Source organism: Sphingobium sp. B2D3A (genome assembly GCF_025961795.1).
Taxonomy (GTDB): domain Bacteria; phylum Pseudomonadota; class Alphaproteobacteria; order Sphingomonadales; family Sphingomonadaceae; genus Sphingobium.
Window position 1 is genome coordinate 2,424,449 of sequence record NZ_JAOQOI010000001.1, and the last position, 17,293, is coordinate 2,441,741.

The following is a 17,293-nucleotide window of genomic DNA, read 5'->3' on the forward strand; positions in this document are numbered from 1 at the left end:
AGCCGAATGGGGGCGGGAGCACGACGGCTTGCCGATTTCCCGTACCAACCGGCATCGCGCCCTCATGACAAGCCCCGGAACGGTGGTTATAGCAACATTCAATTCCCGTTCACGCGTGATCCTGCAGTGCAGGGTCATGAAGTCAGCGGGATCCGCGACTTGGGGGCCGAGATCTTAGTTCTGGAGGAATATTTGATGCGTCTGTTCAATACCACTGCTCTTACGATCACCCTGGCCGCGTTTGCGGCGGGCGCCTTCGCAACGGCTCCCGCATCGGCGCAGAGCCGGGATGGCAAGCAGGCCGAACAGAGTTCGGCACCCAAAATTTCGCTGAGCCGCGGCTTCCAGAAGGGAGCGGTCGAAGCCCAGGAGCTGGTGAAGAAGCAGGATTTTGCGGGCGCCAAGGCGAAACTGGACGAGATCCAGTCCACGGCGACGAAGCCCGACGATCGCTACTTCTTCGGCAGCCTGCTGCTGCAGGTCGGCATCAACCAGAAGGATGAGGCCATCCAGCGCCAGGCTCTGGAAGCGATGATCGACTCCGGCATGACGCCAGCGACCGAAGTGGCGAAGTTCCACTATTTCGTTGGCCAGTTCGCCTTCAACGCCAAGCAATATGATCAGGCCCGTACGCACTTCCAGTCGGCCATCGACGGCGGGTACGGAGGCCCCACGCCCGACGTGCTGATCGCCAACACCTATTTCAACGAGGCGCAGGACCAGATCGTCAACAACCAGTTCACCGATGCCGGCATGGCGAAGGTGGAGCAGGGCCTGCCGCACCTCAAGCGCGCGATCGAACTGCAGAAGGCATCTGGCCAGCCTGTCGATGCAAGCTGGTACAACAAGGGCCTGAGCATGGCGGTGTTCGCCAAGTCGCCCACGCTCTCCGACTGGACCAAGCTGGCACTGCCGGTCAGCGGCACGCCGGACAACTGGGCGCTGGTGCTGCGGATGTTGCAGGACGAATATCCCAATGCCACCCGCGACGAGAGCATCGACATCATGCGCCTGATGGCGGCCACCAAGTCGCTCAAGAGCGCCTATAACTACAATGAATATGCGGAGGCGGCCAATCGCCTCGGCCTGCCCGGCGAGGTCAAGGCAGTGATCGATCAGGGGCGCTCCAGCGGTGTGCTGAGCGGCACCACGCTGTCCGACCTCTATCAGGTCGCGACCAGCGGGATCACGCAGGATCGCGCATCGCTGGCAACCTCGGAGAAGAGCGCCGCGTCTGCCGCCACCGGCAAGCCCGCCGCCAACACTGCCAGCGCCTTCATGAGCTATGGCGACAATGCCAAGGCCGTCACCTTGTATCGCCTGGCGCTGCAGAAGGGCGGCGTGGATGCGGATGAGGTGAACACGCGCCTCGGGATTGCGCTGGCACGGTCGGGCGACAAGGCCGGCGCTCTCGAGGCATTCGGCAAGGTCAGCGGCACCGGCGTGCGCAAGCGGACCGCCGACCTCTGGACGGTTTGGCTTAACAGCTCCAACGCCTGAACCCCTGCGGTTCGATTGAAAAAAGTTAGAATGCCGGCGGCTCTGTCGCCGGCATTTTTATTGGGCGTTGGACGGACTGCCTCAGCCCTCAGCCACGCCCGGGCTCAGCGGCCGACCGGCACCCCTGGCAGGTTCTTGGACGTGCGGATCGTCAACGACGTCTTCACGCTGGCCACATTGGGCGCTTGCGTCAGCTGCGAGGTGAGGAACTGCTGAAAGCTGCGCAGGTCCTGCGCCACCACCTTGAGGATGAAATCGATCTCGCCGTTCAGCATGTGGCATTCGCGGACCTCCGGCAGCGCCGCGACATGGGCCTCGAATGCCTGCAAATCCTCTTCCGCCTGACTTTTCAGGCTGACCATGGCGAACACTGTCGTCGTGTAGCCCAAGGCGACCGGATCGAGATGGGCGTGGTAGGAGGCGATGAAGCCGCGATCCTCCAGGCTTTTCACCCGGCGCAGACAGGGCGGGGCGGTCAGACCGACGCGCCGTGCCAGCTCGACATTGGTCAGGCGGCCATCCTCCTGAAGCAGGTCGAGCAATTTGACGTCGGTCTCATCCAGCGAACTACCGGGCATAGAGGACATTTCCTTTCACGGTAGATGTTCTTGCAGACATATAATGTCGCTGCAACGTAATTGTCCCACAATGCAACGTCCCATTTTTTAACGCTAGGCGGGTCGGTTTACCATCAGTACACGCGGTTCCGTTACAGGGGCCAACTGAATGCGTTTCAACGATCTTCTGCGGACGGTGCTGGCCAATGGCGGCGAGGGCACAGGTGCCGCCGTGACGCGCTGGCGCCAGTGCATGGATCTGCTTGCCCAATATGATGTCTCTGGCGTGGAAACCCAGAAGCTTTCGCCGGACGAGGCGCATACCATCCTGACGATCCTGCAGGAGGCCCGCCCGAAGGTGAGCCTGGAAGGCCGCATCGCGTCCGTCGTGGAGCTTGGGTCCAGACTTCGCTCGCCCACGCTGGTGCAATGGCTGGCGGGCGACCATCCTTCGGTTGTCGTGGCGATGATGAAGTCTGTCCGTCTGACGGGCGAAGACTGGGCCGCGATCATACCCCATCTGGGTCCGCTGGCGCGCAGTGTTCTGCGTCGCCGTCCGGATCTGCCGGATGCCGCAATGGCTGCGTTACGACGCTTCGGCGAAGTCGATCTGTCGCTGCCGGCGGCCGAGGTTCGGCAGGCGGAAGCAGAGACGTCGAGTGCGGACCGGGTCGTTGCGACCGAGGAGCTTGATCGCTCGGGCAGCACAGACGAGGCAAGCCAGATCGGCCGTCTCGTTGCGCAAATCGAGCGGTTCAAGAAGGCGAACCCGTTCAAGGCGGCCGGCGCCGCTGACCCTCTGCCGGATGCAGTCCAGCCAGAGTCTCGGGTCCAGAGCACGCCGGACGCCGATATCGACAGCTTTCAGTTCGAGACCGATGCTTCGGGCCTCGTCCGCCTGACCGACGGCGCATTTCCCGAAGCGATCATTGGCCTGAGCATTGCGACGCCGGGCGTGGATGTCAGCCATGGAGTGGATGGCGCCACGCTTGGGGCATTTCGGCACCGCGCCGCATTCGAGAATAGCCGCCTGACCTTGCAGGACGGTGCGCTGGCGGGCGAATGGCGCATCTCCGGCGAACCGCATTTTGACCGGCAGAGCGGTCGCTTCCGAGGCTATACCGGCATTGCCAGACGCGAGCGGCGGTTTGAGGCGCCGGTGCGCCCCATCGAGACGCAGTCGAGCGACGAGGGCACCACGCTCTCCGCCACCAGCACGCGGCAACTGATCCATGAGTTGCGCACGCCGTTGAACGCCGTGCAGGGCTATGGCGAAATGATCGAGGCGCAGATCCTGGGCCCGGTCCCCGAGGTCTATCGCGACATCGCTCGTGCCATCCTGGCGGATGCACGGGCATTGCTGACGACCTTCGACGATCTCGACGCGGCAAGCAGACTGGAGCGGGGAGACCTCTCCGCCCAGCAGGATGATGTCGATCTGACCGCTGCCCTGCACCGAGTGGTGGACGCGGCCGGCTTCGGCCAGGCCGTCAATCTCTCGGTCGAGAGCGGCTCCAGCCTTGTGCATGGCGACCGCAACCAGATCGAACGCATGTTGAATCACCTGATCCGCATCGGCCATGCCGGCTTGGCTGCGGGGGAACAGCTTGTCCTGTGCGTCTGTCCGGCGCCGGAGCGCGCCTCTGTGAGCCTAACGATGAGTCGCCCGACGGCCTTGCGCGGCATCGAGGCGCGCGCCTTTCTCGAACAGGGTTATGTGGTCGAGCAGCGCCTCTATGGCGACACGCCGCCGCTCGGCCTTGCGTTCACCCTCAAACTGGTGCGGGGAATCGTCCGCCATCTCGGCGGGGAGTTCGCCATCACGGCACAGGCCTTTGGCATCGTGCTTCCGACCGCGCCCGAGGCCTATCGCGAGCAGGGCCATAACGGCTGATCCGACGCCTGTTCGCTCCGCTCGCCACCATGCATCAAGACTTGCCAAGCAGGATCGCCGCAAGCTAACGCGCCGAGAGCCGGCGCTTTGCGCGCTGCGGTGGAGAATGGGGCCTGTAGCTCAATGGTTAGAGCTGGCCGCTCATAACGGCTAGGTTGCGGGTTCGAGTCCTGCCGGGCCCACCATCCATCGAAGAGCGGACGTTGCTGCGCCTTGCGCTTGCCGCAAAGGCAGAGCGAACGCCCGGCTCGGCCGTGGCAATGCCGATCACACCATTCAGAAAATAAGGGAAAAGTGGTCGGGGAGACAGGATTCGAACCTGCGACCCTCTGCTCCCAAAGCAGATGCGCTACCAGGCTGCGCTACTCCCCGATCCAGGGCGGGCCTTAGCTTTCGCTTTGCCCTTGATGCAAGCACAAAGGCCGCGCCGATCCCGGATGTACCCGGTGGAGGCGCAGGGATGATCGCAAGACGATCACCGGTGCCTGTAATTGGCTGGCACGATCTAAACGGCAGAGCCGGCGACCGTACCACCAAATGTAAAGGCGGCGCCGATGATCGACGCCGCCCTTGAACAATGCGCAGAAGCGCAGTCGCAGATTACTCTGCTGCGTTCGCCGCGTTGTTCGAGACGTTGGCGAGGTTGTCCATCGCGTTCGCAGCATTGTCAGCAGCGTTGGCAGCGGCGTCCAGCTCGTTCACAACCAGCTCGTTGGAGACGTTGTTGGTCTCAGCAGCCGGCTTCTCGCCGCACGCTGCAAGGCTCATGAGCGCGATCGCGGCGCCGGCCACAGCAAACTTCTTCATATTATTAGGCTCCCATAGCAAAGGTCGTGCACAGCAAAGGGCACGAGCGGCCCAATTAACGCATGCCGCAGGGAAATCAATAGCCTTATCAACCAAAGTGCTTGGCAATAAGGGACGGTTTTTCGTGTGGGTCAGCGCTTTTACGGCGGGGAAGCGGAGAGTGCCGGAGCGGCACAAGCCGGGATTTGCCAATGGACCCGCCGTAAGCTAACCGGGCGCCAATTCAAAGATACTCCATTCCGCTCAAGAGGACCGTTTCCCGATGGCCGTCCAGTACAGCTTTGTCATGAAGGGTCTCACCAAGACCTTCCCCGGCGCAAACAAGCCGCTTTTCAATAACATCCACCTTCAGTTCCTGCCGGGAACGAAGATCGCGATCATCGGCGTCAACGGCGCCGGTAAATCGACGCTGATGAAGGTGATGGCCGGCATCGACAATGATTACACCGGCGAGGCGTGGGCCGCCGAGGGGATTCGCGTCGGCTATCTGCCGCAGGAGCCGCAGCTCGATCCCGAGAAGACGGTGATCGAGAATGTGAAGGACGGCGTGCGGCCTGTCGCCGATCTGGTCGACCGGTTCAACGAGATCAGCGCGATCATGGGCGATCCGCCGGAAGATTGCGATTTCGACGCGCTGATGACGGAGATGGGCGAGCTTCAGGAGAAGATCGACGCGGTCGACGGCTGGACGCTCGACAATCAGCTTGAGATCGCCATGGAGGCGCTGCGCTGCCCGCCGGGCGACTGGAGCGTCGACAATCTCTCGGGCGGTGAGAAGCGCCGTATCGCTCTGTGCCGCCTGCTGCTGGAAAAGCCGGACATTCTGCTGCTCGACGAACCGACCAACCACCTCGATGCCGAGAGCGTCCAGTGGCTGGAGCAACACCTGATCAATTACACCGGCAACGTGATTCTCGTTACCCACGACCGCTACTTCCTGGACAACGTCGTCGGCTGGGTGCTGGAGCTGGACCGCGGTCGGGGCATCCCGTTCGAGGGCAATTATTCGAGCTGGCTGGACGCCAAGGCAAAGCGCATGGCGCAGGAAGAGCGCGAGGATGCCGGTCGGCAGAAGGCGATCAAGGAGGAGCTGGAGTGGATCCGGCAGTCGCCCAAGGCGCGCCAGACCAAGAGCAAGGCGCGTATCCGGGCGTTCGACGAACTGGTGGAGAAGCAGGAGAATCGCGCGCCCGGCAAGGCGCAGATCGTCATCCAGACGCCCGAGCGCCTTGGCGGCAAGGTGATCGAGGCCAAGAACCTCACCAAATCCTATGGCGACAAGCTGTTGTTCGATGATCTCTCCTTCACGCTGCCGCCGGGCGGCATCGTCGGTGTAATCGGCCCGAACGGCGCGGGTAAATCTACGCTGTTCCGGCTCATCACCGGGCAGGAACAGCCCGATTCTGGCAGCATCGAGGTCGGGCCGACCGTGCGCCTGGGCTATGTCGACCAGAGCCGCGATGCGCTCGATCCGAATCATAACGTCTGGGAAGAAATCTCCGGCGGGCATGATCTGATGACCATCGGCAAGCATGAATTGCAGACGCGCGCCTATGTCGGCGCCTTCAACTTCAAGGGGCCGGACCAGCAGAAGAAGGTCGGCCAGCTCTCAGGCGGTGAGCGCAACCGCGTCCACATGGCCAAGATGCTCAAGGAGGGTGGCAACGTCCTCCTGCTCGACGAACCGACCAACGATCTCGACGTCGAGACGCTGCGCGCGCTGGAAGACGCGCTCGAGAACTTCGCCGGCTGCGCTGTGGTCATCAGCCACGACCGCTTCTTCCTCGACCGCCTGGCGACTCACATCCTCGCCTTCGAGGGGAACAGCCATGTCGAATGGTTCGAAGGCAACTTCGAGGCCTATGAGGAAGACAAGCGCCGCCGCATGGGCGACGCGGCGGATCGCCCGACGCGACTCGCTTACAAGAAGCTGACCCGCTAACGGAGGCTTGCAGGAAGGGGCAGGGGCTCGGTGGGTCAAAAGACTCATCGCCGCTCCCGTCAGGCCGCTCGGCTGCCCCTCACTGCAGAATCGGACCCGGTCTGGTGTTGCGGCGGATGGCTTTGACGGACAAGGGGTCGTCACCGTGCTGGTGATTTGGACCCGCTGCTTCACGAGCGTTCGCCGACTCTGCGCGGATCGACCCAATGTGGCGAGAGCGCTGGATGTCGGCGTGACGCCAGACTACGCGTTGCGCCACTGGCCGGTGGCGATCACCGGCAAACCCTCGACGCTGCGATTATACTCATAGGTCCAGACCCGGCGCCCGCTATCCAGCAGGTCGACCTCGATGCGGCGATACTCGGACGCACCGGGCTTCTCGGGATCGTACAACTCGTAGACATCCATTTTCTCGAGCAGCAGCGGATCGCGGATGCCGATCAATTCGCCATGCACTACGCCGGACTCGCCCGTTACCAACCCGGGATACTCCCCCAGATGATAGAGCCGGCCGACCACCCGGTCCGGCCCGATGCGGCGAACGCCGCCCTCCATGCCGAGCGCCGCGAAGCCCGGTCCGCCTGTCATCAATAGTCCGTAGACGAAGAAGGCGACTTCTGTGTCCATCGCCTATTCGAACGGAGCGAAGTCGCCGCTCTGCTCATCGAGCACGTGCAGGACGCCATCCGATATGGCGAAGAATGCGCCTCGGAGCGCCAGCGCGCCGCTGGCTTCCTTTTCCGCGATCCACGGGAAGGTGCGCAGATTGGCGAGGCTGACCTTGACGGCGGCCAGTTCCATCGCCCGGCCTGCCGCGCCGCCATGGTCGCTGCCATGCGTCGCGACGACCTCCGCCCGCGCGTCGTCCAGCAGGGATATCCAGTTCGCGATGAATCCGCCTTCGCCGGGCGCCGCATCGTGCATGGCGCGGGTGAGCGCGGCGTTGCAGCCGCCGCACATGCCATGGCCCATCACAAGAATTTCGCCCACGCCAAGGAACTGCACCGCGAACTCGACGGCAGCGGAGACGCCGTGCCGCCCGGGATTGGTCTCGAACGGAGGGACCAGCGCCGCCACGTTGCGGACGACGAAGATTTCGCCCGGGCTGGTGTCGAAAATCTGGGTCGGATCGACGCGGCTATCCGAGCAGGCGATCACCATCACGCGCGGGCTCTGGCCCTCGCTCAGTTCCGCCCAGCGCGTGCGCTGTTCGGACCAGTCCTGACCGCGAAACCGGCGATATCCTTCGAGCATGTCTGAAAACTGTACCATGGCAATTTCTTTGCCGATGATCGTGGGGGCTGGCAAGCGGGCTTTGCGGTCGCTATCTGGGCGGCATGAACGATCTCTCGTCCGATCCCGCAGGCTTCCGCCCGCGCAAGCCCGACTGGATCCGCGTCAAGGCGCCGGTCAGCGCCGGTTACGAAGCCACACGCAAGCTGATGCGGGACAAGGGGCTGGCGACGGTCTGCGAAGAGGCGGCCTGCCCGAACATCGGCGAGTGCTGGACCAAGAAGCACGCCACCGTGATGATCCTCGGCGACACCTGCACCCGGGCCTGCGCTTTCTGCAATGTGAAGACAGGGATGCCCCGGCCCGTCGATCCGCGCGAGCCGCAGAATCTGGCCGATGCCTGCGCCGAAATGGGCCTTGAGCACATCGTCGTGACGTCGGTGGACCGCGATGATCTGGCCGATGGCGGGGCAGGGCAGTTCGTGAAGGTGATCGAGGCGCTGCGCCGCACGACGCCGGAAACGACGATCGAAATTCTGACACCCGACTTCCGCAACAAGCATGAGGCCGCCGTCGAGGCTATCGTCGCGGCGCGGCCGGATGTCTATAATCACAATCTTGAGACCGTGCCCCGGCTGTATCCCACGATCCGCCCGGGCGCGCGCTACTATGCTTCGCTGCGGCTGCTGGAGACGGTGAAGCGGCTCGATCCCTCGATCTTCACCAAGTCCGGCATCATGCTGGGTCTGGGCGAACAGCGCCTCGAGGTCCATCAGGTAATGGACGACATGCGCTCGGCGGATATCGATTTCCTGACCATGGGCCAGTATCTGCGCCCGACGCCCAAGCACGCCGCCGTCGCGGAGTTCGTGACCCCGCAGGCGTTCAAGGCTTATGCGGCTATCGCGCGGGCCAAGGGCTTCCTGCAGGTCGCTTCCAGCCCGCTCACCCGCTCAAGCTATCATGCCGGCGATGACTTCGCCCAGATGCGCGCCGCGCGCGAAACTGCGCTCGCCAAAGCCGCGATGAAAAGCGGCCTCTGAACGCCCATGCCCAAGCATAACGAAACCCGCCATCTGCCTTACTCGCCCGAACAGATGTTCGATCTGGTGGCTGACGTCGCGTCCTATCCGGAGTTCCTGCCGTGGGTCAGCGCCATGCGGGTCCGGTCGAACAGCGACACGGAGATGCTGGCGGACATGGTGGTCGGCTTCAAGGGGCTGCGGGAGACCTTCACCTCGCGCGTCGTGAAGGAGCGGCCGCACCATGTGCATGTCGATTATGTCGACGGGCCGTTGCGCCATCTCTCCAACGACTGGCGCTTCCGGCCGGACGGGGAGGGCGGGGTGCTGATCGACTTCGAAGTCGATTTCGCGTTCAAGAGCCGCATGTTCGAGATGCTGGCCGGCCAGGTGTTCGACCGGGCGCTGCGCAAGATGATCGGCGCTTTTGAAGAGCGGGCGGCGGCCCTTTACGGCGCCGATGCCTCGGGCAGCAGCAGTTCGAGCGCACATAGCGCCGCCTGAAGCCGCACCTTCGCGCGGCCTTCATCCTCGAATTTCCGCAAGTCGGCGACGGCATCGGCATCCTGCATGCCCTTTTCAGCGCGGGCGAACACGACCGTGCCTACAGGCTTCAGCTCCGTTCCGCCATCTGGGCCGGCCACGCCGGTGATCGAGACGGCGACATCGGCGCCCGTCCGGTTGAGGGCGCCATGGGCCATCGCCCAGGCGGTGGCGATGGAGACCGCCCCGAAGGCATCGATCACATCTTCGCTCACACCGAGCAGCTTGACCTTCTGCGCGTTGGAATAGGTCACGAAGCCTGCCTCGAACACGGCGGACGAGCCCGGAATTTCGGTCAACGCAGCCGCGACGAGTCCCCCGGTGCAGCTCTCCGCCACCGCCACAGTGCGGCCAATGGCGCGGTTCTCTGCGATAACGCGGCGGGCCAGGGCAACGAGTTCGGGCGGTAGAACGCCATCGGCTTTGTTCAGGGTCGACTCACTCATAATCGTCCACGCATGATCGCATCGGGGTGAAAAGCCAACGCCAATAATGACGGCCTCGATGAGCGGGAACGGTGGCGGGCGGGATTTGGTTGCCTTGGCACCGCGTCACGATGCCGCTTCAACATCGTCATCCGGCAGACGCAGGGTGACCAACGCCTGCGCCGCGATGCCCTCGCCGCGGCCGGTCAGCCCCAGTCGCTCGGTCGTGGTGGCCTTCACGCTGATCCGGGTTTCCGGCAACATCATGATCTCCGCCAAGCGGGCGCGCATGGCTGCGCGATGCGGCCCGATCTTGGGTGCCTCGCAGATGATCGTCACGTCGGCATGATCGATCTGCCCACCGCGCGCCGAGACGCGATCGCAGGCGAAGGCCAGGAACCGATCCGAAGCCGCGCCCTTCCATTGCGGGTCGCTGGGTGGAAAATGGCTCCCGATATCCCCCTCCGCCAGCGCGCCAAGTATCGCATCGACCAGCGCATGGATCGCCACGTCGGCATCGCTATGGCCGGAGAGGCCATGACTGTGGGGGATCTGCACGCCGCACAGCCAGAGATCTTCGCCTTCCACAAGGCGATGCACATCGAAACCCATGCCTACGCGCGTGCTCGTGCCGGCCGTCAATATTCGCTCCATCCGTTCGTGATCGCCCGGTCCCGTGATCTTCTCAAGCGCGCTGTCGCCTGGCACCAATGCCACGTCGATGCCCGCGCGCCGCAACATCTGCGCGTCGTCGGTCGGTTCTTCGGGGCCCGTCCACTGCTGATGGGCGGCAGTGAGCGCGGCAAAATCGAAGCCCTGCGGGGTCTGCACGCGCGCGAGGATCGACCGGTCGACCACCTGGCCGGCCTCGTCGCCACCGGAGCGCACCAGTGTGTCGACCACCGGGAGTACCGGAACCACGCATCGGGCGCCATCGACGAGGGCGCCGAGCACGCGGTCGATGACGTCGACCGGAAGCAGCGGCCGGGCGCTGTCATGAACGAGCACATGGGCCGCACCGGGCTCGCTGCCTGCCAACGCCTCAAGACCGGCGAGAACGGAGAGGCGCCGGCTGCTGCCACCTGCAACGATCATCAGACCTTCCGCGCGGGGGCCGAGCAGGCTGCGCATCGCATCCTCGCTGCCTGGCGGCACGACGAGCGCCACAGGGCCAACGCCGGGATGGGCGCGCAACGCATCCAGCGCATGGGCCACAACCGGCTTGCCGGCGAGCGTTCGCACCTGCTTGGGTGTCTCGTGACCGGTGCGCAAGCCGGCACCGGCAGCGAGCAAAATCGCGGCTGACAGGCCTGCGCGAGGGGCTTGATCGGGCATGGAGGCGCGCTTAGCGCACGGCTTGCTTGCCCGCCAGCGTCATTCGCGGTAAGGGCTGCCTGTTTTTTAGGCAACATTCCGGTCATGACGCTGCTCAAACCCATCCAGATCGGTCCCGTGCGGATCGAGACACCGGTCGTTCTTGCGCCCATGACGGGCGTGACCGACATGCCATTCCGCACGCTCGTGCGGCGCTATGGATCGGGCCTCAACGTCACAGAAATGATCGCCTCACCGGCGATGATCCGCGAGACGCGGCAATCGCTGCAGAAGGCCGCCTGGCACCCGGTCGAGGAACCGGTGTCACTTCAGCTCGCCGGCTGCCAGCCCGCTGAAATGGCTGAGGCAGCGAAGCTCAATGCCGACCGCGGCGCGGCCATTATCGACATCAACATGGGTTGCCCGGTCAAGAAAGTGGTGAATGGCGATGCCGGCTCAGCGCTGATGCGCGACCTGCCGCTCGCTGCCCGACTGATCGAGGCGACCGTGAAGGCGGTCGATGTGCCGGTGACCGTCAAGATGCGGATGGGCTGGTGCCATGACAGCCTGAACGCGCCGGAGCTTGCGCACATCGCCGAGGATCTCGGGGCCAAGCTGATCACGGTTCACGGGCGGACCCGCAACCAGATGTACAAGGGCAGCGCGGACTGGGCGTTCGTGCGCCGCGTCAAGGATGCGGTGAAGTTGCCCGTCATCGTGAATGGTGACATCTGCTCGCCCGACGACGCGCGCACCGCGCTGGCGCAGAGCGGCGCCGATGGCGTGATGATCGGACGCGGTGCCTATGGCAGGCCGTGGCTGCTCGGGCAGGTTATGCAGGGTCTGGTGAGCGGCCGGACCGTCGAGAACCCCGGCATTGCCGAGCAATATGCCGTGATCGTCGAGCATTATCGCGCGATGCTCGACCATTATGGCGAGACGACCGGCGTCAACATGGCCCGCAAGCATCTCGGCTGGTACACCAAGGGCCTGCCCGGCTCGGCCGAGTTCCGCAACATGGTCAATCAGGTGCCGGATGCGGCGACCGTGCTCGATATGCTGGAGCGCTTCTACGCCCCGTTCGTGACGCACCCTGAACGGCTCGATCAGGAACCGGAACAGGCCAGGAATGCAGCCTGAGGCCGATTTCAGGGCTGGGGCGGATGCGAATGCACCGACCCGATCCCTGCCTGCCGCTGCCGAAATCGTCTCCGCGCATCCCGTCGCGACATTGATGATCGATCCGGACGGCCGGATCGTCATGGCCAATGCGCGCGCGGAAACGCTGCTCAACATGGCCCGCTCGGCACTGGTCGGCAGCGCCATCGGGCGTGTGCTGCGCATTGCCGATCCACGCGTCGATGCGGCGATCTGGATGACGGACAAGCCGCTGTCTGCCTATGATATTCAGGTCCATGCCGGGCGGAATGAAGCGCTGGAAATGGATATTCTCATTCATCCGCTGCTGGAGGACGATCGCTGGCGGATCGTCGCCCTGCATGTCCATGGCCAGTCGCAGGCACTCGGCACGCGGCGCACATCCATGGGCGTGCGCTCGGCGACCGGCGCGGCAGCGATGCTCGCCCATGAGATCAAGAATCCCCTTTCGGGCATTCGCGGCGCCGCGCAATTGCTGGAGGGCGATGCCGGGGAGGCAACCCGTCCGCTCACCAAGTTGATCTGCGACGAGGTAGACCGGATCGCCGCCCTGATCGACCGGATGCAGCACTTCACCAGCAATCAGCCGCTCGAATGCCGACCGGAGAATATCTATCCGCTGCTCGACCGGGCGGTGGAGTTGGCGTGCGCCGGGTTCGCCCGCAATTGCACGATTACCCGCACCTACGACCCGTCTCTCCCGTTCGCACAGGTGAATGGCGACGCGCTGGTCCAGATCATGCTCAATCTGGTCAAGAATGCGGTGGAGGCCGTGGACGGCATGGCGGATGGCGCGGTTCAGGTTGCGACGGCCTATCGCCATGGCCTGTCGGTGATGGGCGCTCGCGGCAAGGGGGCCGCGCCGCTGCAGATCGAGATTCAGGTGATCGACAACGGCCCCGGCGTGCCGGACAATATCCGCGATGTGCTGTTCAATCCCTTCATTTCCAACAAGCGCAGCGGGCAAGGCCTGGGCCTCGCGCTTGTCGACAAGCTGGTGCGCGATATGAACGGCCTTGTGCAATATGAGCGCGACAAGGTGGCCGGGCGGTCGATCTTCCGGGTTCTCCTGCCCATGGGAGGGAGCCTATGACGCGCCTGACCGGCAAGGTTCTGGTGGTCGATGACGATCCGGCGATCTGCATGGTCGTCAGCGAGGCGCTCAAGCGGCAAGGCCACATCATCCGCACCGCCGGCTCGATAGCCGAGCGCCATGAGGCGCTGGCGAGCTTCACGCCCGATGTGCTGATTACCGACGTGATCCTGCCGGACGGCGATGGTCTCGATGATGTCGGCAATATTCTGGCTTCCGAGCCTGACCTCAAGGTCATCATCCTCTCCGCCCAGAACACGCTCAACACGGCCGTACGCGCCACGGGGCAGGGGGCATTTGAATATCTGCCCAAGCCGTTCGATCTGAATGAGCTTAGCCGCGCGGTAGCCGAAGCCCTCAGTGTTCGGGCCAAGGGCAAGCTGGCGGAACCGGCGGCTGGTGAGGGCACGGACGACGGCCTGCCCCTCATCGGGCGCTCGCCGCAGATGCAGGAGGTCTATCGCACGATCGCGCGGGTGGTGGGCAATGATCTCAACATTCTGGTTCTGGGCGAATCCGGCACCGGCAAGGAACTGGTGGCCGAGGCGATCCACAGCCTGGGGCCGCGCCGCAATGAACCCTTTGTGGCGATCAACATGGCCGCCATTCCCCGCGAACTAATCGAGGCCGAACTGTTCGGGTACGAAAAGGGCGCTTTTACGGGTGCCTTCGCCCGAACGGCGGGCCGGTTCGAGCAGGCCGAGCGCGGCACGCTGTTTCTCGACGAGATCGGCGACATGCCGATGGATGCGCAGACGCGGCTGCTGCGGGTGCTCCAGTCCGGCGAAATCACGACGGTGGGCGGGACAAGGCCGGTGCGGGTCAACGTGCGCATCATCGCCGCCACCAATCAGGATCTGCCGACGCTGATCAGCGAAGGCCGGTTCCGCGAAGACCTGTTCTACCGGCTCAATGTCGTGCCGATTCGCCTGCCGGCGCTGCGCGAGCGAACGGGTGACGTCGCGATCCTCGCGCGGCATTTCCTCGATCAGGCGGTCTTTGAGGGCTTGCCGAGCAAGCTGCTCTCCGAGCAGGCCGCAGCGCTGCTCGAGCGCTATGACTGGCCGGGCAATGTGCGCGAACTCCAGAACCTGATGAAGCGCCTGACCGTGCTCACGCGCGATCAGGAAATTCAGGTCCAGCATGTCCGGCAGGTGCTGCGCGTGGAGGATAGCGTGGGCGACCCAGCCGACAGCAGCGCCGCCGATCTGGCGGACGCGGCGCGGCGCTGGGCGCGGGATCACCTCGCGGTCGGCGGCAATGGCAGCCCCTGCGAGCTTTACGACCGGCTGCTCGACGTCATCGAACCTGTGCTCCTGAGCGAAGTTCTCGCCGCAATGGATGGCAATCAAATCCGGGCAGCGGCCACACTGGGGCTCAATCGCAACACCTTGCGCAAGAAGCTCAACCACTATGATATCGACCCCACCATGCCGCTTCGCCATCGCTGATTGCGGTGCGATAGACCGGGGCCGGCCAGCGCCGTAACTTCCACCGTGGCGCGTTAAGCGTGTTTGCTCCGCCACGCTGATGTTGTATCGGTGCCACGATGGATCAAAGATCGACCGTGCTGGACAATGTGAGCGATCCGTCGCGGCCGTTGCGCATCTGGCAGCGGCTCAGCCGGCTGGCTGTTCCGCTCACAGCGGGGGTCTTTGTCGCCACGGCGGGCTTCACCTGGTGGTTGCTCACGCGTCCGCAGGATGATGATACATTGCTCAGCGCCGCCGTGGTGGCGCTGCTGCTGGTCCTCAATCTTCTCCCCGCTATTCTGCTGCTCGTTCTGCTTGGGCAAAGGATCGCCCGTCGGCGCGCCAATCGCAGTCTCGTGGGCGGCAACGGGCGTCTGCACGTCCGCCTCGTCGCCCTGTTCTCGGTGATCGCGAGCCTTCCGCTCCTGCTGGTGGTGATCTTTGCCTCGCTGCTCTTCCAATATGGCGTGCAGTTCTGGTTCTCGGCCGACGCGCGCGGCATGCTCCAGAACGCCTCCGATCTCGCGCGCGGCTATTATCAGTCCAACCTCAAGGAGTTGAGCGACGAGACCGTGACGATGGCGGGAGACCTGCGCAATTATCTCTCCCAATCAAGCATTTCCAGCCCGTCCTTCGCGGAGGGTTATATCTATCAGGTGGTCACGCGGAAACTGAACCGCTCAGCGATCATCGAGATCGGCAAGGATGGCGTCGCGCGGACGGCAGCGACGGTCGATCCGGAACGACAGACGGCCACGGATATGCTGACGCCGGAGATCATCCGCGATCTGCGCAATGGCCAGCCCGTCGTGGTGCAGGCCAAGCCCAACCAGATCGAAGCCTTTGTGCTGCTCTATCCCGAGTCCAACACCTTCCTCTACGCCACCCGCGATTCGGCCGTCTCCGCTTTCAGCGAGATGGAGCGCGCCCAGGCTGTGCTCGCCGATTATGACGAGTTTGCCGCCCGGTCGCGGCAGCTACAGCTGCGCTTCAACATCGCGTTGTTCATCGGCACCTTGATGCTGGTCGGCACGGCGGTGTGGATTGCGCTGGCCGTGGCGGATCGACTCGTCCGACCGGTGGGAGAGTTGGTGGATGCCGCGCGGCGTGTGACGGCAGGCGATCTGTCGGCGCGGGTCACTGACTCTCATTCTCGCGACGAACTGGGCACACTGGCAAGCGCGTTCAACCGAATGACCCAGCGGTTGGAGGCGCAGACCGGCGCGCTCGTCTCGGCCAATAATCAGCTCGCAGATCGGCGGGCGCTCATCGAGGCCGTGCTATCCGGTGTCAGCGCGGGCGTGGTGTCTGTCGACCGCGACGGGACCATCCAGATCCTGAACAGCTCGGCAGCGGGTCTGCTCGTGCGCCCCGGCGAACAGGCAGTCGGCCAACGGCTTGCCGATGTGTCCGAGGAGCTGGCAGCGCTGATGGAGGCCGGCACCGGCGCCGACATCATCCAGATCCGCGCCCGGGGCGAAGTGCGTACGCTCGCCGTCCGCGTGGTCGTCGAGGATGGCAATCAGGTGCTGACCTTCGATGACATTACCGAGCAACTGCTCGACCAGCGCCGCGCCGCCTGGTCGGATGTCGCCCGCCGGATCGCCCATGAAATCAAGAATCCGCTGACCCCGATTCAGCTCGCCGCCGAGCGGCTGCAGCGGCGCTATGGCAAGGAGATCGAGTCCGATCCCAGCACCTTCCGCCGGCTGACCGAGACGATCGTGCGGCAGGTCGGCGATCTGCGCCGTATCGTCGATGAGTTTACCTCCTTCGCGCGCATGCCCAAGCCGGTCTTCCGGGAGGAAGCGGTGACCGACATCGCCCGCCACGCGATGTTCTTGCATGAGGTCGCGCACCCCGAGATCACCTTCACCTTCGCCAGCGAGGAAGCCGATCCGGCCTTGGTCTGCGATCGCCGGCAGATCGGCCAGGCGCTGACCAATATCGTCAAGAACGCGGTCGAGGCGATCGAGCAGCGGCATCTTGCCGACACGCCGAAGGGGGAAGGCGATCAACCGCCCGCCGATGCCCCGCATGGCCATGTGACGATGCTCGTGCTGCGGGAGGAAGGGCAGCTCGCCATTTCCGTGACCGACGACGGCATCGGCCTGCCCGAGCAGCGCGAGCGGATCATCGAACCCTATATGACGACGCGCGCCAAGGGCACCGGCCTTGGGCTCGCGATCGTGAAGAAGATCGTCGAGGAGCATTTCGGCTCCATCACCTTCGGCGATGCCGAAAGCGGAGGCACGGTCGTGACTCTCCGCTTCGACGTGGAACGGCTGTCGCGCCTCGCAGAGGGCGACGAGAGGGCCGAGACAATATGAAAG

General features: G+C 64.3%; 15 protein-coding genes and 2 tRNA genes. 10 read left to right on the top strand and 7 right to left on the bottom strand.

All coding sequences use genetic code 11. The features are described 5' to 3' along the window. Positions 1-195: 195 nt before the first annotated feature. Positions 196-1,500 carry a hypothetical protein gene (locus M2337_RS11285; protein WP_264570310.1) on the top strand — a complete coding sequence of 435 codons (1,305 nt, stop codon included), beginning with the start codon at positions 196-198 and terminating at the stop codon, positions 1,498-1,500. Between the two features lie 104 nt (positions 1,501-1,604). Here M2337_RS11285 and M2337_RS11290 read toward each other — a convergent pair whose 3' ends face one another. Next, on the bottom strand, positions 1,605-2,078 hold the full coding sequence (locus tag M2337_RS11290) for an Lrp/AsnC family transcriptional regulator (RefSeq protein WP_181559673.1): 474 nt from the start codon (positions 2,076-2,078) through the stop codon (positions 1,605-1,607). A 148-nt stretch (positions 2,079-2,226) separates the two neighbouring features. Here M2337_RS11290 and M2337_RS11295 point away from each other — a divergent pair, with 148 nt between their 5' ends. Beyond that, the gene (locus M2337_RS11295) at positions 2,227-3,951 is read left to right on the top strand and encodes a histidine kinase dimerization/phospho-acceptor domain-containing protein (RefSeq protein ID WP_264570311.1); all 1,725 of its coding nucleotides are present in this window, start codon (positions 2,227-2,229) and stop codon (positions 3,949-3,951) included. A 109-nt stretch (positions 3,952-4,060) separates the two neighbouring features. Beyond that, positions 4,061-4,136, top strand: a tRNA-Ile gene (locus M2337_RS11300). 110 nt (positions 4,137-4,246) lie between these two features. Here M2337_RS11300 and M2337_RS11305 read toward each other — a convergent pair. Both M2337_RS11305 and M2337_RS11310 read right to left on the bottom strand, forming a co-directional pair. Next, positions 4,247-4,323: transfer RNA gene (locus M2337_RS11305), tRNA-Pro, on the bottom strand. A 228-nt stretch (positions 4,324-4,551) separates the two neighbouring features. Beyond that, positions 4,552-4,758: a hypothetical protein gene (locus tag M2337_RS11310; RefSeq protein ID WP_181559675.1), complete on the bottom strand. Its 207-nt coding sequence runs from the start codon at positions 4,756-4,758 to the stop codon at positions 4,552-4,554. Between the two features lie 262 nt (positions 4,759-5,020). Between M2337_RS11310 and ettA the strand changes: the two genes are divergently transcribed. Continuing rightward, positions 5,021-6,700, top strand: coding sequence for an energy-dependent translational throttle protein EttA (gene ettA / locus M2337_RS11315; protein ID WP_264570312.1), 1,680 nt, complete (start codon positions 5,021-5,023; stop codon positions 6,698-6,700). 243 nt (positions 6,701-6,943) lie between these two features. Here ettA and M2337_RS11320 read toward each other — a convergent pair whose 3' ends face one another. Next, positions 6,944-7,327: a gamma-glutamylcyclotransferase gene (locus M2337_RS11320; RefSeq protein ID WP_264570313.1), complete on the bottom strand. Its 384-nt coding sequence runs from the start codon at positions 7,325-7,327 to the stop codon at positions 6,944-6,946. Positions 7,328-7,330: 3 nt separating this feature from the next. Next, on the bottom strand, positions 7,331-7,972 hold the full coding sequence (locus M2337_RS11325; protein WP_181559678.1) for a carbonic anhydrase: 642 nt from the start codon (positions 7,970-7,972) through the stop codon (positions 7,331-7,333). Positions 7,973-8,037: 65 nt separating this feature from the next. On the opposite strand from M2337_RS11325, the gene lipA reads away from it, so the two are divergent. Both lipA and M2337_RS11335 read left to right on the top strand, forming a co-directional pair. Next, positions 8,038-8,976 carry a lipoyl synthase gene (gene lipA / locus M2337_RS11330; protein WP_264570314.1) on the top strand — a complete coding sequence of 313 codons (939 nt, stop codon included), beginning with the start codon at positions 8,038-8,040 and terminating at the stop codon, positions 8,974-8,976. 6 nt (positions 8,977-8,982) lie between these two features. Beyond that, entirely contained in the window at positions 8,983-9,459 is a 477-nt protein-coding gene (locus M2337_RS11335; RefSeq protein ID WP_181559680.1) for a type II toxin-antitoxin system RatA family toxin, read from the top strand. Here the strand turns inward: M2337_RS11335 and M2337_RS11340 are convergent. Both M2337_RS11340 and M2337_RS11345 read right to left on the bottom strand, forming a co-directional pair. Further along, positions 9,405-9,944, bottom strand: a complete 540-nt coding sequence (locus tag M2337_RS11340) for a CinA family protein (RefSeq protein ID WP_181559681.1) — start codon at positions 9,942-9,944, stop codon at positions 9,405-9,407. The genes M2337_RS11335 and M2337_RS11340 overlap by 55 nt on opposite strands. Positions 9,945-10,049: 105 nt before the next feature. Then, on the bottom strand, positions 10,050-11,258 hold the full coding sequence (locus M2337_RS11345) for a bifunctional 2-C-methyl-D-erythritol 4-phosphate cytidylyltransferase/2-C-methyl-D-erythritol 2,4-cyclodiphosphate synthase (RefSeq protein WP_264570315.1): 1,209 nt from the start codon (positions 11,256-11,258) through the stop codon (positions 10,050-10,052). A gap of 84 nt (positions 11,259-11,342) precedes the next feature. Here M2337_RS11345 and dusB point away from each other — a divergent pair, with 84 nt between their 5' ends. The 4 genes from dusB to M2337_RS11365 all read left to right on the top strand — a co-directional run bounded on the left by dusB (position 11,343) and on the right by M2337_RS11365 (position 17,290). Then, positions 11,343-12,377, top strand: a complete 1,035-nt coding sequence (dusB, locus tag M2337_RS11350; protein WP_264570316.1) for a tRNA dihydrouridine synthase DusB — start codon at positions 11,343-11,345, stop codon at positions 12,375-12,377. Beyond that, positions 12,367-13,488: a two-component system sensor histidine kinase NtrB gene (locus tag M2337_RS11355; RefSeq protein WP_264570317.1), complete on the top strand. Its 1,122-nt coding sequence runs from the start codon at positions 12,367-12,369 to the stop codon at positions 13,486-13,488. Before dusB ends, M2337_RS11355 begins: the two co-directional genes overlap by 11 nt. Beyond that, complete coding sequence (gene ntrC, locus M2337_RS11360) at positions 13,485-14,939, top strand: nitrogen regulation protein NR(I) (RefSeq protein ID WP_181559685.1); 1,455 nt, start codon at positions 13,485-13,487, stop codon at positions 14,937-14,939. Before M2337_RS11355 ends, ntrC begins: the two co-directional genes overlap by 4 nt. 98 nt (positions 14,940-15,037) lie before the next feature. Further along, positions 15,038-17,290, top strand: coding sequence for an ATP-binding protein (locus M2337_RS11365; protein ID WP_264570318.1), 2,253 nt, complete (start codon positions 15,038-15,040; stop codon positions 17,288-17,290). Positions 17,291-17,293: the final 3 nt, after the last annotated feature.